Source organism: Mesotoga sp. BH458_6_3_2_1 (assembly GCF_003664995.1).
Lineage (GTDB): Bacteria > Thermotogota > Thermotogae > Petrotogales > Kosmotogaceae > Mesotoga.
The window spans coordinates 120,334-142,969 of record NZ_JFHL01000029.1 but is presented as its reverse complement, the minus strand read 5'-3'; the positions used below and the strand labels follow the sequence as shown (position 1 = coordinate 142,969).

Below are 22,636 nucleotides of genomic sequence, written 5' to 3'. Positions count from 1 at the left end.
GTCCACGTGAATTAGTTAGTTTGTGATCTCTCTTGCTTGCTTAGTAACAAACACAGTTTTTGTGATACGAGTTCGGAATTGAGCAATTGTAGATCAGATTTCCGTTCAAGAGGAGAGAGACAGATTGTTAAATTTCTAACTTCTAGTTTGCTTAGTTCTCGAATATCATTATAGGGTAGTTCACATTAAAAGAACCCGGCATTAAGGCCGGGCAAAAAAGAAGGTGAAATACAGTGCGTTTTTTTGTTTTGGAGTCGCTCATAAACATTACGTTTCTCAATCGCTATCTGCAAATAGCTATCATTTCACCAGCACCTTCATCGCTGTCTTCCAAAGCCCTCTGTTCAGGAACATGACGACAAGGTCTATCAGGACATCCAGGATGAAGTCGAAGAACTCGGGATCGATCTTCCATTGTTCATCGGGAAGCGCATCCTTTATCATCTGTTTTACTTTCTCTTTCTTCTCCGGTCCGTTGCCGGGGGATTCGACGTAGCTTGCGAAGACTGTGATTAGGGATAGTAACTCTTTTATCCACGACATATTATCACTCCTTTGTACGATCAAGGAGGTATGAACTTGTTCGGCAGATTCAGAGAACTCGATTTGTGGAAGTGTTCTATGGAACTTGTGGTTGAAGTCTATACTTTGACTAGAAAGCTCCCAGAGCACGAGAGATTCGGTCTTGTTTCACAGATGCAGAGGGCTGCTGTTTCAGTACCATCAAACATTGCAGAGGGATATGGCAGAGAACACACTAAAGAGTTGATCAAGTTTCTTTACGTTTCCCGCGGTTCCCTCATGGAACTTTCCACTCAGATGGAGATAAGTGTGAAACTTGGTTACCTGTCTGAAGGTGATCTCAAACAGTTCGAATCCCTGTCGAACAGAGTCCACAAGCTCTTGAATGGACTTATCTTCTCTTTGAAGAAGACCGTTAAGTAAACAGGACGGGGATTTCTCCCCGATCCTGTTCTTACCAACCTGCTACCTGCCATCCGCTACCACGCGGGGCACACGACGTTGACATATTACACCAGCAAACATCAATGACAAAACGCACAAATATGATCGGATAATTGTCTCTATTGTCTTGTCAAGTCTTCAACATAAGCAGGAGATAAAGCTTTTGTTTACATCGAAAGATTAGGTGATATGATTACTTAGCAATAGATAGATGAAGCCAAACTGAACATAAGGGGATTCTGAATGAGAGGATTTGATGAGCTTAGATACATCCGGCCTACTCTGGTTATATTCATTTTGTTAGTTACGATTCTTCTAATGATGTTGCCGTATCACGTCTTTCAGAACGAAGCGATAAGCTACACTCAGGAGATTTACTCGGGAATCTTCGAGACATCTGTCGAGAATCTTGCAACCACACTTTCCAAGGGGTATTTCCAATGGCATGGGATGTACTATGCTGTGGTATCTGGTGACGATGCGTTCATTGAAGAAATGCTTCAGGAAGTGCGGCAAGAGTTTCCAGCGGTAAAATCCGCCAGGCTCATAGACAGGCCCCCAGAAATACCCGTTATGAATACTCACAAACTGTCGACTGTGAATCAGGAGCTCTATCTCTACTTCAACATATTTGATAACAACATGGAGAAAGAAATCCCCGGTAAGGTCGCTCTAGTGAGCATTGATAAGGATGCCCTCCTTTCAGAGATGCATCTGGCAGAGAGAATCACCTTTTCACCGGACGGATCAAAGGGCTTCGCATATGGCCTAAGGACTGAAATAAGAGGATATGATCTAATGAAGTGGATGGTAGTCCACTCTCTGATTGCTGGAATAATCGGCGTATTGCTCATGATGGAAGTGCTCACTCTTGGACTTTCCGGATACTATGAAATGCACGGTCTTCAAGAGATTATGTATTTATGGGAAACAGGTGATCCATATACCGGATTTCACTCGAAGAATGTGGCAATAATCGCCGGACTGGTGGGGAAGAGACTTGGCTTGAGCAGAAAGAAGGTTAGGGAGCTCGTTAACGGAGCAACGCTGCATGACATTGGCAAAGTCGGTATTTCATCTAGGATACTGAGGAAGCACGGTCCTCTAGATGAGATTGAAATGGAGGTTATTCGCAATCATCCTACGCATGGAAAAGACATCCTCGAACACTTCAAATATCTGAAGAAGTTCATTCCTTACGCTTATATGCACCACGAAAGAGAAGACGGTTCTGGTTATCCAAACGGACTGAAGACGGACAAGATACCGCTTGAGGCTAAGATCATTGCCGTGGCCGATGTCTTCGAAGCCCTCACGGCTGACAGACCTTACCGAGAAGCTTACTCCTTTGCGCAAGCTGTCGTCATGATGACTGAAATGCCACTTGACCAGGGCATAGTATCTGCTCTGATAGAGATCCTTCCTGACCTTGAGAATGCACTTTGCGGGAGAACCCCGGAGAAGTGCTGGGAGAGGTCGTGAGAGGAAGCCGAAGGCTCCTTCTTCTTCTGAGAAACGTATCTTGTCACGGTCCTTTCCTTTACCTGAAGCTTGTCAGGATATTCTTCCAAGAGTTTTTGGTATATTCTTACTGCTGTGGGTCTTTGGTTTCTTGGATGCTTCATGTCTTGGATCAGAATCTCATCTATGATCTCTTTAACTGATTCTATTTTCGAAGGTTTATTCCTCGTCTGTCTTTCATTCCAGTCTCGCTTTTCAACATACTTCTCAACAGTTCGAAAGTCAAAACCAGTTTCCTTTGAGATTGAGTTCAGTCAAGGGATTTGTTCTTCACTTCGTACTGATACTTGATACCGGTAATCTTTGGAGCTCGATTGTTCGTTTGTTATTTTCGACGCAGATCAACCTATCGCGATAGTAGTACCGAAAGAAAGTATTTTGCCTAAACTAACATCTTCGAGGCCGATATTTGGATTGTGGTTACAGTAAGTTGTTTGCTGCAGAATATGAGTAACGGTAATTGCAGAGAGGTATTCCCTGCAATTGAAGGCCTAAAGTGGCTTTGATCAATATAATAATGTTTCAGGGAAAACAGAAGCATTTTCAGAAACAAGACTTGACGAAACTTCTTTTTGGGCCGCTGACCGAATCGGAACGTTATTGGGCACCGACACGTTAAAAATCAATTAAATTATTCATGAATATATTACAATGTTCAATGAAGGATCTAGATCATTTCTGTTCAACAATTTCCCCTCTTGGTTGATCCGTAGAATCTTGACTTGAAAGAAGGTGTCATGGTTGAGTATTGTTGGCTGGACTCGTTTCTGGGTGGAGAAAGACAAACCATATTACACTGAGAGCACAGGTTTTCTAGCTAATCCCAAAGGGTTCTCTGGAAGCTTATGGAACGCCCATTTGAAAGCGATGGAAGATCTTGATCAGTATTCGTGTTTGATCCTGCTTGGCGAGCCCGGTATGGGAAAAACAACTGAGATGAAGCGCTACAGAAGAAAACTGGAATCCTCTGGAGAGAAAGTGATATGGATAGACAATCAACTCTCACTGGAGAATCTAGCAAGCGAGCTGAGGGATTCCGGACATGATTTAGATAGGAATGTGACTGTTTTTGTAGACTCTTTGGATGAATACTCTTGCGGGATTGTTCAGAGCGTTAAAGTTATTCGAGATTGCATCATTAACACCGTGAAGCTTTCCCGAAAGGTGTCTTTCATCCTGGCATGTAGAACTGGGGATTGGTCCGATATTCTCGGCAGTAGTCTTTCTGAGCCGTATGAAAAGCTAGATGGTACTCATGACAAGGAAATAAGGATCTATGAATTGACAGTACTGAGTCTCGAAGATGTTCATAACCTGATCAACGAGTGTGATGTGGATGAGAAAGGATTTCTTCAGGTTGCAAAAGCTAACGATCTCTGGTCTTTCCTGATCAGACCTCTGACTTTGGTAATGCTAGTTGAACAGTACAGAAGAAGCAACATGGAGGCCTTCCAGAAAGGAAGGATGGGGCTGTTCGAAGCGAGCTGCAGAAAGCTATGCGAAATTCCTGAAGAAGGAGCGAGCGCTGAGAGAAGAATGGCCATCGCTAGTAGAATCGCTTTCTTCACTGAGTTTTCAGGACGCGGAATCATTGTCGATGAGAGCGAAATTGCGTTGAGAAACAACATGGTCAGTGTATCTCAGTTAGCTGGAACTTGTGAGACCAAGAGAGGAGATGTTTTCAATGCCACGGAAGCCCAGATCAAAGAAGTCTTGAAGACCGCTCTTTTCTCAGTGTCGCATGAAGGAACGATTTGGTCACACAGCTCTTACGCCGAATTCTTGGCTGCTTCTTTCATAGTCAGCAGGAAGCTCAGTGAAATGCAGTTGCGTTCTCTCATAACGCACAACTGCAGACCGAAAGATCTAGTTCCTCGACTCAAGGAGACTATCGCTTGGATCGCGACAGAACGTGACGAAATCTTCGACTACCTCCTGGAAATATCTCCACTTACTCTGCTTAGCAGCGATTTATCAGTTATTGAGGATCGCAAGAAAAGGATTTTGGTAACTAAGCTTCTTGAACTGTATGACAAAGAAATCTATATTGAGAGGATAACCGATCTCTCAGGCAACTTGAGGTACGCGGGCATAGAAAATGACTTACTCGATTACATCAACAACAAAGAGAAGAACATCCCTTCGAGAGTTCTCGCTTTGAGAATCGCTGAGTCATGCAGGACTTTTGCTATTGAAGACGAGATAATGAACGTTTTGTTGGACGAAAAGGAGCACATCAGCGTTAGAAAGTACGCCGCTTCCTTTTTCATATACTCCCAAAATATGGATCAGAAAACAAAACTTCTTCCCTTTGTTCTGGAGGACATTCCAACCGACAAAGATGATGAGATCAAGGGGCTCTGTATGTACGCTCTTTGGCCAAAACACATTTCAGTAAGCGAGCTTCTTTCGAGCATCACACCTAAGAAAGACAAGCGGCTTATTGGGGCTTACGACGCGTTTATCGAAACAGTTCTGTTTGAGAAGATAGACAGAAGTTTATCAATAGAAGCGTTAGACTGGTATGTTAAGCACTTCTCCGATGATTATTACCCCAACTACCTTTTGCCAAAGCTGCTCTCGAGAGTCACTGAAGAAAGCATCTATTATGAGAAAATGGCAGCGAAAATTGCTTCCCTGATCGTCCTCCTCTACGGAAGCAAAAGCTCACTCATCAATGAGGAAGCGTTTAATGCTTTTCGGACAAAGCTCCATCGGAATCATGAGATGCTTCTAGACGTGTTCAAGAACATCGCCATGGCTGAGGAAGAAGACGGTCTTCTCATAAGGACTATTCTACGGTTCGTTCTGGATGAGGAAAGCGTCTACAACGAGCTTCTGAAATTACCGGAGATTGATGAAAGACCACAAGTCTCTCAAACTCTACGTAAGCGGTTAACGCAAATACGTGAACACAATTCAGACAAACCGATGTGCATTAGCCACGGACCAGAAGAACCCTCGCTCACTCAACAAGCGAAGAAGATAATTCGCGAAAACGCAAGCCAAGAAATCCGAACTCTTATTGATCTGCTGGTTCGAAGAAATGGCTCAAATACCTTATGGGATCTCTGGGAGCGACAAATACTGAGTGACCTTTCCGAAGAGGAAAGAGACGACTTCATTAGGACCATTAAGGAGTTCGTTTTGGGTTCATCCTGTGTTTCTAGAAAGGGCTCAAGAGCATCAGAATTCACTGTAGATGACTTCGCTGTTATGTTTTCGCTTCTAAATCTGGAGATGCTTGACAGTAATTGGTTGACAGAGAACTCGAATATTCTGAAGAAACACATTGATGTCATACTGAGTTTCCCGGCTGTTGGAGAGAATTCGCGATTTTTGCTGAAGAATCTTGTAAAGATAGTCATGGACTTGTTTACCGAAGAATCGTTGAAGATTCTTGAACGAATGATCCTGGAGCAGACTTCTGAAGATCAATGGTTTGATCTTTCAAGATTCAGCGAACTCAACATCGAGGGGATCTCCGGGCTGCTATTTGAAGCCTCAAAGAACATGGACCTTTCAGATCGATTTAGGAGAAATGCCATAGAGTTTCTTCTGAATGAGGACAAGAATAGGGCGATAGAGTTCATCTACGATCAAATTAGCAACGCGGGGATGGATGAATTGCCAATACCCTTACCGGATCTATGCCTATTACTTTTGGAACACTCTGAGGGCAAAGAATGGGACAGAGTGTGGGAGATTGTTGAGACAAACCAGCAGCAAAAAGAGTTCTTAATCACCATTGCTAGAGACAATGACAGATATAGGATACTCAATCAGATCGAATGTCATCAACTGGAATATTTGTACAAATCTCTCCTTAAGAGCTTTCCAAAGTTACTGAATTCTGACTTCGATGATGGTGTGTACACAACACATAATCATCTGCTTCAGCTGAAATATGATATCGAAAAGTGCTTGGAGGAACTCGCTTCTTTTGAAGCGGTCGAAACTCTAGAAAGGCTTTCGAAAGAATATCCGACTCTCAAATGGCGATACTCCAGCGCATATGATCTGGCTTTGAAGAATAACTGGATTCCAGCGAAAATCGATACGTTGACTGCTCTGATCGAGAACCAGAAAAGACGAATCGTTAGAAACAGCGATGAGTTTCTTGCCGTTGTCCTCGAAGCGCTTGATGAGCTAAACAAAGCTTTAGTTAGCGTATCTTTACCCTGCGCAATTGATCTGTGGAATGAATGCAAAGTAGATAGTGCAACAAAGTACGGGCCAAAAGATGAGGATAGGGTTTCAGATTATGTCACCCGGTTTCTTCGGTCGTATCTTAGTGAGAGGAGCATAGTGATTAACCGAGAGGTTCAGATAAGGCGGGACGACACGAGGCAATTCGCGGATATTTATCTTACAGCTGTAGAAGAGATCACTTCAAGAATGAGCTGCAAGATCGAGCTTGTGATCGAGGTGAAGGGGAACTGGAATCAACAAATCGATGAAGCCATGGAACGGCAACTGCTGGATGAGTACATGAAAAAGAATTCCGTTTACAGAGGGATATATTTGGTGAGTTGGTTCAATTTCGAGAACTGGGACAAGGAAGATTATAGACGTTCTGATGCATTACGGAAGAATAAGAATAAGGAACAAGCTTTGGAGAAGTATAAAGAACAGGCGATCAGCATTTCGGATGATGCTTTCAAAGTAGAACCGTACATACTTGATATTTCTCTTGGGGGGACACATGATTAGCGAAAGATGTCGAAAGGAAATAATGAAAAACGTATTGCTCAAATGATATGGGTAATTTCGATGCAGCTTCCTTGAACACTTCTCTAACCAATTACGAGAAGGCGTAATCACGAATCAGAAAACTTCCTCTTCAAACCAACAACTACCCCGAAAATAGCATATTCGGTCTACCGTCCATTTCTATCTACCCTAATAGGTTTGTATTCAGGGTTCTCAGAGGAAAGAATTACCATGTCAGATCTCTTGTGGAAGTATTTTATGACGCCTCCCTGGCCGCTTATTCTCACAACCAAGATCTGGCCATTCCTGGCGACCGGCCGTTTTAGAACGAAGAAAATGTCACCGTCAAGCAGTTCAGAGAACATGCTGTATCCTTTTACAGTAAAGGAAAAGTCCACTGTATCACTCTCAATGACTGAAGAGTGGCCCGAACCCATGAGTACAGACTCCATTCTTAACTTCTAGTCAACAGATAGGAGCTCCTAAGTTCATTGGAAGGCAGTGGACTTTAGACGCCGACTCAAATTTCTTGCAACTTGCAACATGAAACTTGGAACTGCACTACTTACACACCCTAACGACAGGAAGAGGGCTCTCTTCGTTCTGCCTGTTGCTTTATGATGCCTAGTATGGATCCTGCGGAGTGAACGGAACTAGCTAACGATCATCCTTGATTCAGGTGGAAGACGTCGGCTCGAAGAAAGCTCTTCGACGCACACTTCTTAGCAATCTAAAGTTCTGCAAAGAAGTCTCGTGTCTCGATTCTCATTTGCGGTAACTAATCGAAGAGCCGCTTCCTGAATAATCGCGAACGTTGAAGATCACTACTGAGGTACTAACACTTTCACCGATCTTGCTGTTCAAGGTACTTGAGCCGGAAAGCGAGATATCCATTATTACCCTATCGTCCTGCAATGTTTTCAGCTCGAAGGCGAGGTCTGTTACCAGCACGTCGGAAGCATCGCTTAAGTTGTGCTCGCCTGACCGGCTTTCCGTTGTTCCTCTATATCTCTTTATTGACCCTTCTTCAAGAATTATGGTAATCCAATCTTCTCCCTCCGGAGAACTGGAAAACTCAAGCGAAGTGGCCCATCGCAACTCTTCAGATATTCTTTCCGCGGCGGTCCTGAGATTCTTTCCCAGTGACGATAAGGCCTGAGATGTCATGTATACTCTCCATGCCGCAGAAAAGACGGACAAAGCGATTGCAGCTATGATGCTTGATGTTAGAATAACAACCAGTAACTCTGTAAGTGTTAGTCCTCTTCTTCTATTCACCGAGGTATCTACCTCTCTCTTAGAAAGATATCGATCTTCTTGTTCTCAGCGAACTCCTTCGACACGAGTTCACCGGAAAGTACAATATTCTGACCATCTAGATTAAGCACTATCGAATACGATCCGCTCCTTTCAGGAACGAAGTACTCCTCTTCAAGACTTTTCTGAACTCTTGACAGCTCTGTGGTCAGATGTCGATTCTTGTTTGCCAGTTGCATGCTTTTGGTCAGAGCTGGCAGGACGGCAGCAATGATCACCGTAACTATTACTAGACTCAACACCACCTCAACAAGTGAGAATCCTTGCTTTCTTGCCGGGCGATTTACAATCACTCCGATCACTCCCTATCTACTCCAGAATTCCGTGTCTTCTTGTCCCTCTTCGTCGCCCAAACCGATTGTTCCTGGCGGGAAAAGCTCTTCCGTTTCACTCTCAAAAACCACTTTCGAGCTCCCTCCGGCCACGAATCTGTCTGCCACAATGGCTCCCCTGACCGTGGCACTTCCGACCATATTTACTGTGGAGTTTGGAGCGTAGATCGCAATGACCTTGGCAAGAGGATTTCCGTGAAGATTCACATTTGGGCCTCCGCTGATTACCAGTCCGTCAATCTCGCCAGAACCACCCAGGTCAGCGTCGGCCTGAAGGATGTTGAGAACACCTGTGTATCTAATATTACCGGTCAGATCAAGATTGTTTGTGCCTGCATAGTCAACCCTTACAGACTCCCTGTCACCGCCATTATTGAGAGTGCTGCTTCCACCCATATTGAACCCCGTGCTGGCATACACTTCTAGGTCCCCTTCTTCTGCAAGGTTAATATGACCTTGACCAACGTTTAGGGATGCACAATTTATTACTCCGTTGCTTATTCCATTCACAACTGCATTTCCAGTCAAAGACATAGTATTTGCGATTTGGAATTCTTGTCTGGAACCATTCATAAAATCAACAATCCCACTCGAGAATGAAGCCGACGAAGCCTTGACTAGAAACTCAGAGGATATTCTGAGCGTCCCGTTTCCCGAAGTCGAGAATCCCTGATTAGAGTCTACATAAAGGTTCTCAATAGTCATCTGGCCACTATTGCCGAGGTCAGTCAATCCCTTTGTGTACAAGTTTGCCAGCTCAACATTGTTGTTCCCTGAAGAATTGAAACTGCCATTCACGTAGAGATTGAATCTGCCTGAGTTCTGCGAAGTTATTCCATTTCCACTAATAGAGACATTTCCGTCGACATACATATTCAATGTGCCGGGACCGATAACGCTTATCTTTCCGCTGCCTGATATGTTTAGCGAGCTTGCCCTAATCGAGAGGTCTCTTCCACTCAAGTTGAAAATCAGTTCTGCGCTACCCCCCACACTGATACTTCCATACTCGGCACTCTCAGAAACGGTAGCGCTCTTATTTCCTCCAACTGAGAGATTCCCCACATCAGGAAGTCCCCCGGGGAAGTCCGGAAAGGATGGAAAAGATATGGAAGGAGGGGCATCGGGGAACTCTGGCAAGACGTACTCTCTGTATTGATCCAAATTCTGTATTGGATGCGAGTTTAGCCAGGTATTGTTCCATATGCCGCTTCTCGTGACGACAGCATCGGGATATTCAACCGCTATCCAGTGTGCGTCTGGATCTGGCGAGGGATTCACGTGAACGTCACCATCAACTCCGACGTAAATAGTGTCCGTGACCATTACGCCTCCTCCATACAGATCTACCGCACCCGGCGTAACTGAATTCGTACCTGCTCTTCCCTCAATTCTCGCGCTTCCTCCCAGTCCGATATAGCTGTCAGAGAATACTGCCATATCGAAAATAGGGAATTCATAGCCCCCACCGGTAAAAGCAAGATTTAGAACAATACTCTCCAGTACGGAATTTCTATTGCCATATGAGACTATCTTGACTTCGGAATCATCGTCACTAGATAATATCGCGAAGGCTATTTCGGTCTGCTCACTTTGTATCGCCCCAATAACTGCATCTCGTACAACTTGTGTATCTTCTCCCCAATATTCTCCCAAATCGAAGGGTTGCAAGAATTCGAAGACGGCGCCTTCTGAATCTGAAATTCTTCCCCCGAAGATTCCCCTCAGATTCTTTGTGCTATCCTTCTCGAGAATCGCCCTGGCTACTTCCACACCAGACAAAGCTCTGTAATGTGCCTCAAGTCTTGCCTCTGTTCTGTTGAGTTGCATCGAATCGTTGAGAACGAGAGTGAGAACCGTCGTTGTCAGAACCGACAGAACTAGAATAACAATCAATGCAGTGAAAAGGACGTAACCAGTCTGCCTTTTTCTTGGACTCATTCAGCATTCTCCTCCAACTTTGGTAGCTATCAATAACCATTGCAATGTTATGCCAGCGCTTGACCGGAATTGCATCGACACTGCCCAGAGGACTTGAACCATGCACTTCTGATCTGTCCAACGATCCAATTAATGCCTGCGAAGAGCGATTGCAGCAGAGTGCCTGTTATCGTGCCTGAAAGGTGGTATTCGTTAAGCAGGAAACGCAATCGAATAGTCTCACTGGTCCGTGCTGCAAATACGAATTCGCTCAACAACTTTCACGAAAACGATTTCACCTGCAAGTCGAGAAAAGGGAAATTCAGTTCCAACGATCGAGTATTTTTCTTGATCACACGGTTCGCAATCTCCTTTACTTACACCGAAAACACGCGGTTGGGTCTCCAGAAGAGTAACTCTCGTAATTTGAGATTTGTTGCGTACAAGACTAGCTATCATTAACCGGCGAATGTCCCTAACGCGCTCACCCAAGAAGCAAACTGCCTATCTGAAAAACAATCGAAGCGACAAAGAATGCGAATAGCGTTGTGTAAACAACTGTGAACAAGGCCCATTTGGCGCCAGCTTCTTTCCAGATTGCTCCAAAGACAGCAACGCATGGCATGTATAGCAATGTAAAGAGCATGAAGGCGTAGGCAGAAAGTGGAGTGAAATACTCGCGCAAGGTCAATTCCAGATTGCCATCCCCGATCAGCGTCTCATAAGTTCCGACCACAACCTCCTTTGCAAGACCACCCATAAGTACCGCAACCCCACTCTCCCAGTTATTGAATCCCATTGGACTCATCAGTGGCGCTATGGTTGACCCGATCATGCCGGCATAGCTTTCTTGTGAACCATACTCAACTCCAGCAGGAAAGGTGGCCAGGGCCCATATTACAATAACTACGACGAAGATCACTGTACCGGCTCTCTTGAGGAACATGAGGCTCTTGGTTCCCGCGAATCTTAGGGTTTCTCTCATTGCCGGCGGTCTGTAGGGTGGAAGCTCCAGAACAAACGGCGAAGTCTCTCCCTTAAGGATTGTGCTCTTGAATATCCTGGCCATTGTGATAGCTGCCACAATTCCAATAACATAGATACTGAATACCACGGTTCCCTGGCGCCTTGAGAAGAATACTGCAGCGAAGGTGAGATAGATCGGCAATCTCGCGCTACATGACATAAACGGCGAGACAAGCATTGTTATTATCCTGTCCTTCCTGGATTCCAGTGTTCTTGTCGCCATGATTGCTGGAACGGTGCATCCGAAACCGATTATCATAGGTATGAAAGATTTGCCGTGCAGACCTATCTTGTGCATCAATCTGTCCATCACAAAGGCGGCCCTGGACATGTATCCAGACGATTCAAGAATTCCGATCATGAGAAACAAAAAGAAGATGTTCGGAACGAAGACCATGACGCTTCCCACGCCCCCGATAATACCGTCTGAGACAAGAGAGACTACGATTTCCGGCACGTTCCCCACAAGCAAGGCAGTTGCCGATTCAGAGAGCCATTCGAACCCTGCCTCTATCTGCTCAAGGAAGAAGTTCCCGATCGCAAACGTTACCTGGAAGGTTAACCACATGAGAAAGAAGAAGATTGGAATTCCAAGCCACTTGTTTGTGAGTACTCTATCCAGTCTATCTGTTAAGTCGATTCTTCCGGTGTTTTTTTTCACAAAGTTGGCATCGATCTCCTGAATGGATCTGTACCTTTCCTGGGCTATCGCTACGGAAGCGTCTCCTACAGATTTTTCGAGATCTGATATGATTTGATCAACTGCGCTCTTTATTCCGGCTGAAGCTTTCTCAAGAATGAGTCTGTACTCGGGGTCTCTTTCAATCAATTTTATAGACAACCATCGGGCGTTCAACTTATCACCCATTTCGGAAAGGGAAATCAGCGACTCTATCTTTCTGAGTGCCTCTTCAATTCTTTGATCGTGAAATTTCCTCTCTGTCTTTGGCAAACCCTCTTTTCCATTCTTGATAATCTCGCTCTTCAGCTCCTGAATACCGGTGCGTTTCAACGCTGAAATCAACAAGACAGGAGAGCCGAGAGTCCTGGTCATGCCTTCCGTATCAATCGAGATGCCCTGGGCCTCCAGCTCGTCTTGCATATTCAAAACCACAACAACGTTCACTCCCATTTCGATGAGTTCCAAAGTCAGATAGAGATTTCTCTGTAGATTTGTACTATCAATTATTGAGAGGACTAGGTCGGGCCTACTGGATACCAAATAGTCACGAGAGATTCTTTCATCTAGTGAAAAGGCGTTCAATCCGTAGATCCCCGGAAGATCAACCACTCTTGCCTTAGTGCTCCCGCAGGAAAAGACTCCTTCCTTCTTCTCAATGGTTACTCCAGGCCAGTTGCCTGTCTTCTGATGCAACCCTGTCAAGGCATTGAAAACGGCTGTTTTTCCAACGTTTGGATTACCAGCCAGTACGACATCTATAACGTCTTCTTCTACCAACGTGCCCTTTAGGTGCATTATTCTCCTCCCCTCCTATTACGAAGCAGACTCTTTCGTCCGCTGGTTCAACCAATATCTTGCTGGCAAGAAAGTGACTGAGGCCCATGCGCGATTTTCCAACGAGAAGCATCATCATCCCCTCTGCGGAGCCCCTAATGACATCAACAACAGCGTTTTCAATCAGGCCGACGCTCCGAAGCTTAGATTTCTGCGCTTCACATCTAGAAATGTCAACTATTTTGCATTGGCCTTTACGAATACTGCTCATAAGGAATCTGTTAGATTTGCTCGACGACAATGGCCTTCGCCTCCTCCTTACGAAGACTCAACCTATAACCCCTCACCTTTATCTCGATCGGGTCTCCCAGCGGAGCAATTGCTTCAAGTGAGATATCTGTGCCTGGAAGCACTCCCATGCTCAGGAGACGTCTTTTTAGCTCGGGATCTCCCCTAACAGCCTCAACCCTGTAGATCTTTCCACTCTTCTGTCTGTCAAGCGTAACCTGCGACTCCCTTTCGTGTTCACCTATATAACCCTGCATCTCCTTAAGCAGATCGGGATTCTCTGCGAAGAACCTCGTCACAGCTTCCATCTTAGTCAGCAATTCCTGATTCAAATGATGCTCGAGACCGTGCGCAAGTTCGTCTGCTTTGCGAGATTCAATGTACAGAACTTCTTCAAGGAAAGTCTTAAGCGAATTGTGTTTCTCAAACAATAAACTTGCCTGCACTAACCCGGCCTGGGTTAGCTTAATATAGCTGTACTTCTCGTAGTCAACAAGTCCATTCTCACTAAGCTTCTTAAGTGCAGAAATTACTGAAGAAGTCTTGACTCCAAGAATTTCAACTACATCTTTTACGCGTGCAAAGTCCTTCTCAATCTGTATTTGATATACAGACTTCAGATAATCTTCAAGACTCTCGGAAATACCCATTTTGAAATCACTCCTTCACATATGCAGATAATGTAGCTATATCTACTAATAGTATATTTGTATATAGTATGCCTGTCAAGTCTCACCGAAATATTTTTTGAGGAGATCTAAAAGCAACTGAAGTGACTCTTCTTGTATCATGCGCAGCAAGAAAGCTTCCAAGAACACAGTCCGTGTCCTTTGTCCTCTACAGCTGAATCGATCGCAATTCCACTGAAGAGTCAAAATCAATACTTGATCACAGGTAGCTGAAAAGGCAGAGGGAGGGAGAGACGCCAACGAAACGAGACAGCAAGTATCCCAAGGGGGTTTGGATCAGGATTGAGGAGATGAAGGGTTCTAGCATTGCTTCCTAACGTATACGAATTCTTGAAGTCAGCTTGCAGCGAACACCGAATAGCGGGTACTCAGAGGCACTGCCACTCTCATTACTTGGAACTTGGAACAGACAACATGGAACTGTTCTTCACAGCGATCAGCGAGTTCCCCGCTCTTAAGCGTAAAGCCTTTCCCGAGGACGGTGGACCTTTGACGGGCAACGTTTATTTCTTGCAACATAGAACATGCAACTGTTCCACTCACACACCCTAACGGCAGGAAGGAAGAGAGATCCTTCCTGCCTCTTGTATAGACACTCTTCCTCTTCTTTGCGCTGCGACTCTGGAAACTGAGCAACACAATTATTGCCGATCCAATCTTGTGAAATGTCTAACTAAGAGGAAGTGATCTTCGTATAACTCAGTTTCTGAGAGAGCGAAGAACAGGAAAGACACGCCAAAGTATTATCCTCTGTTTGGCTTTTCATAATTACCTCTCAATCATGTGCATTCTTAGGGCGTGTGACTTTCCCATTCGCCAGCACATAGAATGGACATATGTTCGTTCTATTCAAGTGCCAGATAAGAAAGAGGCCAGAAGTACGTGTGGTCAATATCTAAGGTAGGAATTTCTATTGAGGTGATTCCTCGCCTTATGATTTCATCTGAAAATCGTCCCAATGGAATTTAGAACTCTAAAAACTCCTTTCGGAAACATCAAGATAAGAGTCGTCTGCCCATTCCATAAGACTGAGAGAAATTCTCGAATTCTCAGTACGAGTTTGTACAGAAGTAACCGAGCAGTTCCTTATGAAAACACCTTCTTGCTCATAGAAGGTGGTTAAATCCAGGTTGTCACACATGTATGGAAGAGCCATGGAAAGTAGCCCTCCGTGGCTTACCATGAGAACTGGCTCCTGTTCATCCCCTTCGAGAGCATACTCAATACCTTTCCAAAGCCTGTCGATTATCTCGCGGTGGCTTTCGCCTCCCGAGATTCTTGTGTCCATTTCCCCGGCAGCCCATCTCTTTTTCAGATCCACGTACAACTCCCTGGCCTGTCCGGCAATTCTCTTTCCTTCGAAGATGCCTACTGAGAATTCTCTGATTTCATCTATCACAACTGGCGTGAGTCCCCATTTTGTGCAGACAATCTCTGCCGTCTGAACAGCTCTGTGAATCGGTGAAGTGTAAACCTTCCGGATCGCTCTGGAACGCAGAAATGCGGATGCCTTTTCCGCCTGTCTCCTCCCCTGATCTGTCAGAGGATAACCATCGTTTCCATTCGCAAAACGGTTCTCAACATTCGATTGACTCTGCCCATGGCGCAAGAAATAAATCTCTGACATTTATACCTCCAGGATTAGAACTGAAATTCAAGATGATAGCAAACGATTCGAAAACGCATACCGGCCGAAAACTGCTTTCTAATGGTTGTCAATCAATCGTCACTGAAGAATCGCGGTTACTATCGAGTTACGAGGCCTCACACTATAATGCATGAAGACAGTGTACGGGAGCCATCCTCTTGTGTAACTCACTCGATAATTTCTGGATAATTCACCCGATTTGTTTTAGGATTCAATCAATCTGCAAGATATTTCGTTGTGCCTCTTTATTACTTCCGAGAGTTCGCCATCGACTATCCTGCCGTTCTGGACGCGGATCTTTCCGTCAATCATAACCAGGTCGCTCTTGTGAGGGTCGCAGAGAACGAGAGAAGCCACCGGATCGGATAGCCCACCGGCCATCGAGAGAGTGTCCAGTCTGAAAGCGGCCAAGTCGGCAGACTTTCCCGGCTCGATCGAACCGATGTAGTCGTCCATTCTCAAGACCTTCGCTCCACCCAGCGTCGCAAATTCCAGAACATCCCTCGGCGAAAGGGCATCGGCTCCTTTGAGAACTCTCTGAAGCATCAGGGCATTTCGTATCTCAAGAAGCATGTTTCCTGTATCGTTCGATGAGCTTCCGTCAACGGCAAGGCTGATTCTGATTCCAGCTTCCTTCATCTCTTTCACACGGGCGATTCCCGATCCAAGTCTCATGTTTGAGGAAGGGCAGTGAGCCATGCCGCAGTCATGCTCGGCAAGTTTCTTTATGTCTTCGTCGCTTAACCATACGAGATGGGCGAACCAGCTTCGCTCGTTAAGCCAGCCGACCTTTTCCATGAAATCGACCGGTCTCAATCCCTTTTTCTCGATACAGAAATCGTCTTCGTCCCTCGTTTCGGCGAGATGTGTGTGAAGAAGCACGTCGTATTGCCCGGCGAGTTCGGCCGTCCTGACCATCGACTCTTCAGTCACCGAGAAGGGAGAGCAGGGTGCCAGAGCTATCCGCAGCATCGAGTGTTTCTCTCTATCGTGATACTTCACGATAAGTCTTACGGAGTCCTCGATTATCTCTCTTTCACTCTGCACGACCGTGTCGGGGGGTAATCCTCCGTCTTTTGTGGAGAGAGACATTGAGCCCCTGGTGGGATGAAATCTCACCCCGGTACTGCGGGCCGCTTCTATTTCGCTGTCGATAAACTCTTTCCTTCCCGTTGGGTGAAGGTAGAGCATGTCGGTTGTTGTTGTCACGCCGGAGGCCATCATCTCGTAAATCGCCACTTTGCTGCTGACATATATCGCTTCGTTGTCCAGGTTCTTCCACCTCTCGTACAGGAAGACCAGCCAGTCGAACAGCTTGGCGGAGGCGACTTCCTTCACGCTGCGGAAAAGCGACTGATAAAAATGATGATGAGTGTTGACAAAACCGGGAGTGATAATCCGTCCAGAGAGGTCGATCTCCACGTCGCCCGAGAGAGGAGTTCCCCTGCCTACATCGACGATTATTCCATCTTCGACGACGATATAAGCTCCTTTCAACTCCTCTCTCTTTTCATTCATTGTCACAAGATAGTCTATGTTCTTGAGTACTGTTTTCAAACACTGCACCTCCGATTCAAACAGATTCGCCTTTATCCCTGCCGTTCAGTCTTATTACCTTCTGCGCCATTTCAGAGAAGACGTCATCGTGAGTAACTATTATTGATTGATCGAGCTCGCCGAAGAGCTCTCTGAGAGAATGGGCAAGCAACTCTTTCCTCTCCTTGTCGAGATTCGATGTCGGCTCATCGAAGACGGCGAACCTCGCCCCGCTAAGTACCCCCGTCATCGCAGCTCTCAAACAAAGAGAGACCAACACTTGCTCTCCTCCAGATAGATTCGAGAAACTTCTGACGCTACCGTCGCCGTATTCGGATGCTTTGACTGAGACTTCGTAGTCTTCGTTCCATCTTATTGACTCTTCGGTGCCTGATATTCGCTGATAGTCTAGGGTCGCCTTTTGCTCTATCGCATCACGAAATCCGGCGGTTATTCTCTCTCCGGTAAGATTGAGATTATCTCTAATCATCTCTGAGAGTTTGATTTTCCTGGAAGTCTTTTCACCGGCTCTCTTCTTGAGCTTCTTCTTTTCTTCCATCTCTGCGAAGTTCTTCAGCTCTGCCCGTAGAGAAACTATATCTCTGCCAATGGATATTGTTTCGTCTCGTTTGAGAGCATAACTTTCTTCGGCCTTTTTCTCGCCTGCCTTCAACTTTTCGAGACGGTCGTAATCGAAGCTTTTCTCAAGAGCAATAATTTCTTTTCTGAGGCCGGTCACTTCTGCCGCCTTCTTTCTGCATCTTTCGAGCGAGGCCCGGCAGAGACTTGAGTACTCCTCGAGATAGCCAGCAAGATTCACATACTTGTTGAATCCTTCATAATCGCTTCTGTTAATAACCATCGCTCTGCGAATCTCTTCGATCTCCGCTCTCAATCCGGGAAGCTTTCGGAGTTCCTCCGCAAATTCCTTGACATTGCTTTTCTGAGCATCGCTTTCGCTCGACCGGGAAGTGACTTCTTCTTCCGTCTTCTTCTTCAGTTCGTTGAGAGATTTGATCCTGCTCTTTATTTCTTCCAGACGCGAATCCCTTTCTTCAATCTGATTCTTGAGCGTGGAAATGTGTTTCTTTTGGAGCTCGAGCTCGGTGGAGGTATTTCGAATATCTTCCTCTACGCTCTCGCTCATCTCGTCTATCTCTCCTGATACTCCGGAAATCGTCGAAAGCTGGAGAAGGAAGCTCTTTACTCTCTCCGTAAGGTCAAGCTTCTCTTTTTCTAGATTAGACTTTTCCTTTAGTTTTCTATCGGTCTCTTCTATTGTGTTGAGGATAAGAGCCCTCTCTTCCGCCAGTTTGCCAAGTCTCGCCGGGCTTTCCTTCACCTCTGCAATCTTTTTCGACAGCTCTCTTTCACCCGAAGCAAGCTGGTTTATAAGGCCTTCGATGTATCCTTCATAATCTCTTCTATTTTCGATGTTCTTGCATTTCTCATCCAGAAGCGGGCAGATGCCTACAGCGAGAGAGCCTCTGTATTCTACAAGCGCCTTTCTACGGGAAGCCATGCTGACAATGTCCTCGTTCAGCTGTTCCAAGAGAAGGACTTCCTGCTTCACTCTTTCTATGATTTCGTCGATTTTCGTCAGCCTTTCATTAAGTTCCTCAGAACCCTCCGGTTTTCCAAGGCTCCTTAAGAGATCTTCAAGAGTGGCCAACCTACGCTCGGGCTTCCTGTATTCTTCGATGATCACCTTAAACGCCTCTTTCCTTGAAATACTAAGGTTGTGGGTCTCTCTCTTCTTGCCTCCCTCGCGTTCCGCCTCTTCCATCTTAACTCTTAGCTCTTCTCGTTCCTTCTTCAGTTCTTCGAATTGCTTCTCGCTCTCTTCAAGTCTTTCCTCTGAATTCGAGAGCGCTCCGCTTAATCGGGCAACTTCTGTCTGAAGTTCAGCAATTCTCTTTTCAATAGCCGCTGAACGCTCGCCAAGGCCTTCCAATCTCCTTTTTTCGGCGCTCAGAACATTTTCTTTCTCTAGCAGTCTCTCATAGAGATCGTGACCTTCCCTGCTTCTGTCAACGATTTCTTTGGCCTCAACCGCCCTCTCTTTTTGCCTCAGGTTGCCTTTCAGCGAGGCGGCTTCGTCCCTCAATGACTTCATTTGCTGCTCAAACTGGGCTCTCTTCGAAGAGAGCTCTCTTCCTATTTCCTCGAGGCGCAGTCTCTCCGCTTTGACTTTTTTTAGGGCATCTTCCAGAGACTTCAGTTCCTCTTTTGCCCTGGAAAGATCCCCCGAGAGAGTCTTCACCCTCTCTTCAACTTCTGCCTTTCTCTCCAATTGCTGCTCCATGAATGCTATCTCTCTCTCGATAGCTTCATTCTCATTCCTCAGGTCGGTGAGATAACTCCTCATGAAATCCGTTGAGATCTTCCTGAAAAGGTCGACCTGGAAGACCCTGTTGAAATAGTCCCTTCTTGCAGCAGGACTGCCGAGAAATTGATCGGCGATCCTGTTCTGAAAAGCTACTATCACGTTCTCGAATGTCTTCGAGATGTCCCCCTGAAGACCGCAGATGATTCTGATCTTCTCAATTACGTTCTCCTTCCCGCGGGCAATGAGAAGGTCTCCCTGATGCAGCTCGTGACTTGAACCCGTGCCGAAAACTTTCTCGACCCTGTACTCCAGACCGTCGTCGGCAAGAAAAGTCACGGTTATTCTCGACCTTCTCTCGTTCCACTTGATTGCGTCTTCCTGTTTGTCACGCAGTCCTCCTCCGAAGAGGGCCAGCCCGATAGCTTCGATGATCGATGATTTCCCAGAGCCGTTTCTTCCAAGGATGAGGTTTATTCCCTTCTCGAAGGTTTCCGAATATCTTGAGTGACTTCGGAAGTTCTCGAGATCTATCGAAGTGACTCTCAAGAGTCACCACCAACTATGGCTTCAAGAAGGGCATCTACAGATTCTTTGAACAGGTCATACCTCCCGTCTTCCTGGGACTGCTTCATCTTTTCTATTGCTCCCACAAGGTCCTCGCCTTTTGCTCCGAGTTCCTTCCACTCCCTGGAGCCGAGTATGACTTCTCGTTCAATGTCCCTCGCGCTCATCAGTCTGTAGTCGTCGAGAGTAATTTCTCTATCCGTTCTCCTGACTCTAACAAAGGCCTTAAGGGCTCCGGAAGATTCTATCTCTCTCTCCAAACGCACGGGATCTACGTAGAACTCTCCGCTTCCCGTTACCGTTACCAGTACTATGGCTCCTCTATGAATCTCGTGTTCATCGACAAACCCGTCAAGGTTGTCGCCTTCTCCGGGAAAAACTGCGAACTCCTGTCTTTCCCTCCTATGGGAGTCGTGAAAATCGGCTCTTCCGATCTCGGTATCGAATACGTAAAATCCCTTTCTATCTCTCTCCCAGACGTCCCAGTATTCGAGTGATCCGGGCACGAAGAAGAACGGCTCTTCTACAGGAAAGGCGAGTTGAGAATGCAAATGCCCACCCCCGGCATAGATCACCTTCGACCTGAGAATCTTCAATACTTCGGGCGACACAAGGCCTGGAATGAAGTTGTCGTTCCCGGGCGCGGTATGAATGAGAACAATATTGTCTTTGCCTTCAAGAAAAGAAGAAGCCCTGAGGATCATCTCCTCGGCCATGAAGCCGGGATAGCCAAGTCCAAACACCTTGAACCCTTCGATACTGACGTACGGAAAGACAATATCTTTTTCTCCCTGAACCGGGCAGAGCAGTTCTAGATACTCTGTCTCTTGTAGAAATCTCAGCCAGGACTCGTTTGCGCTGAAACTTTTGTCGTGGTTCCCCTCTATAGCCAATACCCTGATCCCGCTTTCTTTCAGTCTGGAGAGGATGCTCTGTGTTCTTGCAAGAGTATCGGGATTTATGTCTCTCTTGTCAAAGAGATCACCCGTTATGAAGAAGGCCTCCGGCTTGTTCTGTAAGGCCCACTCAACGACGTATTCAAAGGCTGAAAAATAGTCTTCATACCTTGCAGACGAATACGGGCTGTTAGGGGAACCGATAGGTCTTCTCCCCAGGTGAATATCGGAGCAGTGAAGGAATCTCAATTCGAAGGACTCACTTTCTGAATTCCAGAGGCGTTGCGGCGCCGGAAGCATCTCTGAAGAGTTTCAGGTCACCGGTTCTGACGGCAAAGAGCTCCGTAGTATTGCACACTGTTCCTCCGAACAGGTGGCCGCCAACTGCGCTTCTCGAAGGTCCGGCTAGCGCTACGTGAAGATGTGGGAATGGAAAATCGCTCTTCAACGATACGTTTCCCGATATGTGAATGAGCTCATGAGGAACAGAGATCATTTCCTTTTCGTACTGCCTTTTGGACAAGTTGTACCAGCCTATTTCAAAATCTTTCAACATCCCTATCCCGCTTATCACAACAAGTGAATCCAGATTATTCTCCTTAAGTGTCTGCACGAGAGTGTGAATGAAATCCTCTCCATCTTCAAAGCGAAAGAACACCACCCTCTCTTCAAATCCAAAAATCATCTAATCACCACCTGTATTAAGATTTTACTATATCTTCTCCACCATCCAGATTCTTTAAGACGAATACGTTACGCGCGTTCTTACTGGAGTTCTCTGCGAAAGAAACCGTTTTGGCCGAGCCCGATTCTAGAATTTGTCAAAATCTCATATATCCCCGGAGGTTGCGGAATGTTTGGTCAGATCTTCTTCTTCATCGTTCTGCTTTTCTGGGTGGGATTTGACGTCTACCTCTTCTTCTTTCATAACAGAAGAATCAGCAGACGACTTCAGGAGAAACGATCGAAGTATATAATGCTTGCCTTCGTTCTGTCGGGTATGTTTGGAGCGGTGGCTGTCGACGGAAGTTCTAAGGAAGCATTCATGCTTCCGTTTCTTCCACATAGATATGTAGGTATCGCATTGATGGTATTCGCCATTATTGTCCGTTTTTTGGTCGTTTGCCAGCTCGGTCCGTCGTTTGCGATCGATGTAGGAACGCTCCCCGGTCAAGAGCTGAGAACGGATCGAATGTTCAGAGTAATCCGTCATCCGGCCTATGCCGCCGAGATAGCAGGGTCCCTGGGCCTTGCTATCGTCTTCGATTACCCTCTCAGTTCGATCCTTGCATTCACACCGCCGACGACAGGCATCCTGTACAGAATCTCCGTGGAGGAAAGCAATCTCAAACGCGTCTTTGGAGATGCTTATACGGAATACTGCAAGAAGACGTGGCGGCTCATACCCTACGTGTTTTAATCGATAAGGAGGTGA

General features: G+C 45.9%; 17 protein-coding genes. 4 read left to right on the top strand and 13 right to left on the bottom strand.

Going from position 1 to position 22,636, the window contains the following annotated elements:
* Positions 1-300: 300 nt before the first annotated feature.
* Entirely contained in the window at positions 301-543 is a 243-nt protein-coding gene (locus Y697_RS13345) for a hypothetical protein (RefSeq protein WP_099829221.1), read from the bottom strand.
* Positions 544-573: 30 nt separating this feature from the next.
* On the opposite strand from Y697_RS13345, the gene Y697_RS13340 reads away from it, so the two are divergent.
* The 3 genes from Y697_RS13340 to Y697_RS13325 all read left to right on the top strand — a co-directional run bounded on the left by Y697_RS13340 (position 574) and on the right by Y697_RS13325 (position 7,200).
* Entirely contained in the window at positions 574-945 is a 372-nt protein-coding gene (locus Y697_RS13340; RefSeq protein ID WP_180977973.1) for a four helix bundle protein, read from the top strand.
* 264 nt (positions 946-1,209) lie between these two features.
* Positions 1,210-2,448, top strand: coding sequence for an HD-GYP domain-containing protein (locus Y697_RS13335; protein ID WP_121552293.1), 1,239 nt, complete (start codon positions 1,210-1,212; stop codon positions 2,446-2,448).
* A gap of 780 nt (positions 2,449-3,228) precedes the next feature.
* Complete coding sequence (locus Y697_RS13325) at positions 3,229-7,200, top strand: NACHT domain-containing NTPase (protein WP_121552291.1); 3,972 nt, start codon at positions 3,229-3,231, stop codon at positions 7,198-7,200.
* 167 nt (positions 7,201-7,367) lie between these two features.
* Here the strand turns inward: Y697_RS13325 and Y697_RS13320 are convergent, their stop codons facing one another.
* The 12 genes from Y697_RS13320 to Y697_RS13265 all read right to left on the bottom strand — a co-directional run bounded on the left by Y697_RS13320 (position 7,368) and on the right by Y697_RS13265 (position 21,886).
* Positions 7,368-7,652, bottom strand: coding sequence for a LexA family transcriptional regulator (locus Y697_RS13320; protein WP_121552290.1), 285 nt, complete (start codon positions 7,650-7,652; stop codon positions 7,368-7,370).
* Between the two features lie 313 nt (positions 7,653-7,965).
* Positions 7,966-8,478, bottom strand: coding sequence for a PilW family protein (locus Y697_RS13315; RefSeq protein WP_121552289.1), 513 nt, complete (start codon positions 8,476-8,478; stop codon positions 7,966-7,968).
* A gap of 8 nt (positions 8,479-8,486) precedes the next feature.
* The gene (locus tag Y697_RS13310) at positions 8,487-8,810 is read right to left on the bottom strand and encodes a type II secretion system protein (protein WP_183083823.1); all 324 of its coding nucleotides are present in this window, start codon (positions 8,808-8,810) and stop codon (positions 8,487-8,489) included.
* Positions 8,811-8,822: 12 nt separating this feature from the next.
* On the bottom strand, positions 8,823-10,790 hold the full coding sequence (locus Y697_RS13305) for a hypothetical protein (RefSeq protein ID WP_121552287.1): 1,968 nt from the start codon (positions 10,788-10,790) through the stop codon (positions 8,823-8,825).
* Positions 10,791-11,253: 463 nt separating this feature from the next.
* On the bottom strand, positions 11,254-13,272 hold the full coding sequence (feoB, locus tag Y697_RS13300) for a ferrous iron transport protein B (RefSeq protein ID WP_121552286.1): 2,019 nt from the start codon (positions 13,270-13,272) through the stop codon (positions 11,254-11,256).
* Positions 13,214-13,522 (bottom strand): ferrous iron transport protein A, encoded by a 309-nt coding sequence (locus Y697_RS15155; protein ID WP_409071779.1) that lies wholly within the window; start codon positions 13,520-13,522, stop codon positions 13,214-13,216. Before Y697_RS15155 ends, feoB begins: the two co-directional genes overlap by 59 nt.
* Before the next feature lie 10 nt (positions 13,523-13,532).
* Positions 13,533-14,189: a DtxR family transcriptional regulator gene (locus tag Y697_RS13290; protein WP_121552284.1), complete on the bottom strand. Its 657-nt coding sequence runs from the start codon at positions 14,187-14,189 to the stop codon at positions 13,533-13,535.
* Positions 14,190-15,201: 1,012 nt separating this feature from the next.
* A complete protein-coding gene (locus Y697_RS13285) occupies positions 15,202-15,855 on the bottom strand; it encodes a histidine phosphatase family protein (RefSeq protein ID WP_121552283.1) in 654 nt (217 codons plus the stop codon).
* A gap of 225 nt (positions 15,856-16,080) precedes the next feature.
* A complete protein-coding gene (locus tag Y697_RS13280; protein ID WP_121552282.1) occupies positions 16,081-17,433 on the bottom strand; it encodes an 8-oxoguanine deaminase in 1,353 nt (450 codons plus the stop codon).
* A gap of 16 nt (positions 17,434-17,449) precedes the next feature.
* Positions 17,450-20,287, bottom strand: a complete 2,838-nt coding sequence (locus Y697_RS13275; protein ID WP_121552281.1) for an AAA family ATPase — start codon at positions 20,285-20,287, stop codon at positions 17,450-17,452.
* Entirely contained in the window at positions 20,284-21,450 is a 1,167-nt protein-coding gene (locus Y697_RS13270; protein ID WP_121552280.1) for a metallophosphoesterase, read from the bottom strand. The genes Y697_RS13275 and Y697_RS13270 overlap by 4 nt, the downstream gene beginning before the upstream one ends.
* Positions 21,451-21,460: 10 nt before the next feature.
* Entirely contained in the window at positions 21,461-21,886 is a 426-nt protein-coding gene (locus Y697_RS13265) for a PPC domain-containing DNA-binding protein (protein ID WP_121552279.1), read from the bottom strand.
* A 168-nt stretch (positions 21,887-22,054) separates the two neighbouring features.
* Here Y697_RS13265 and Y697_RS13260 point away from each other — a divergent pair, with 168 nt between their 5' ends.
* Complete coding sequence (locus tag Y697_RS13260; protein WP_121552278.1) at positions 22,055-22,621, top strand: isoprenylcysteine carboxylmethyltransferase family protein; 567 nt, start codon at positions 22,055-22,057, stop codon at positions 22,619-22,621.
* Positions 22,622-22,636 lie beyond the last annotated feature (15 nt).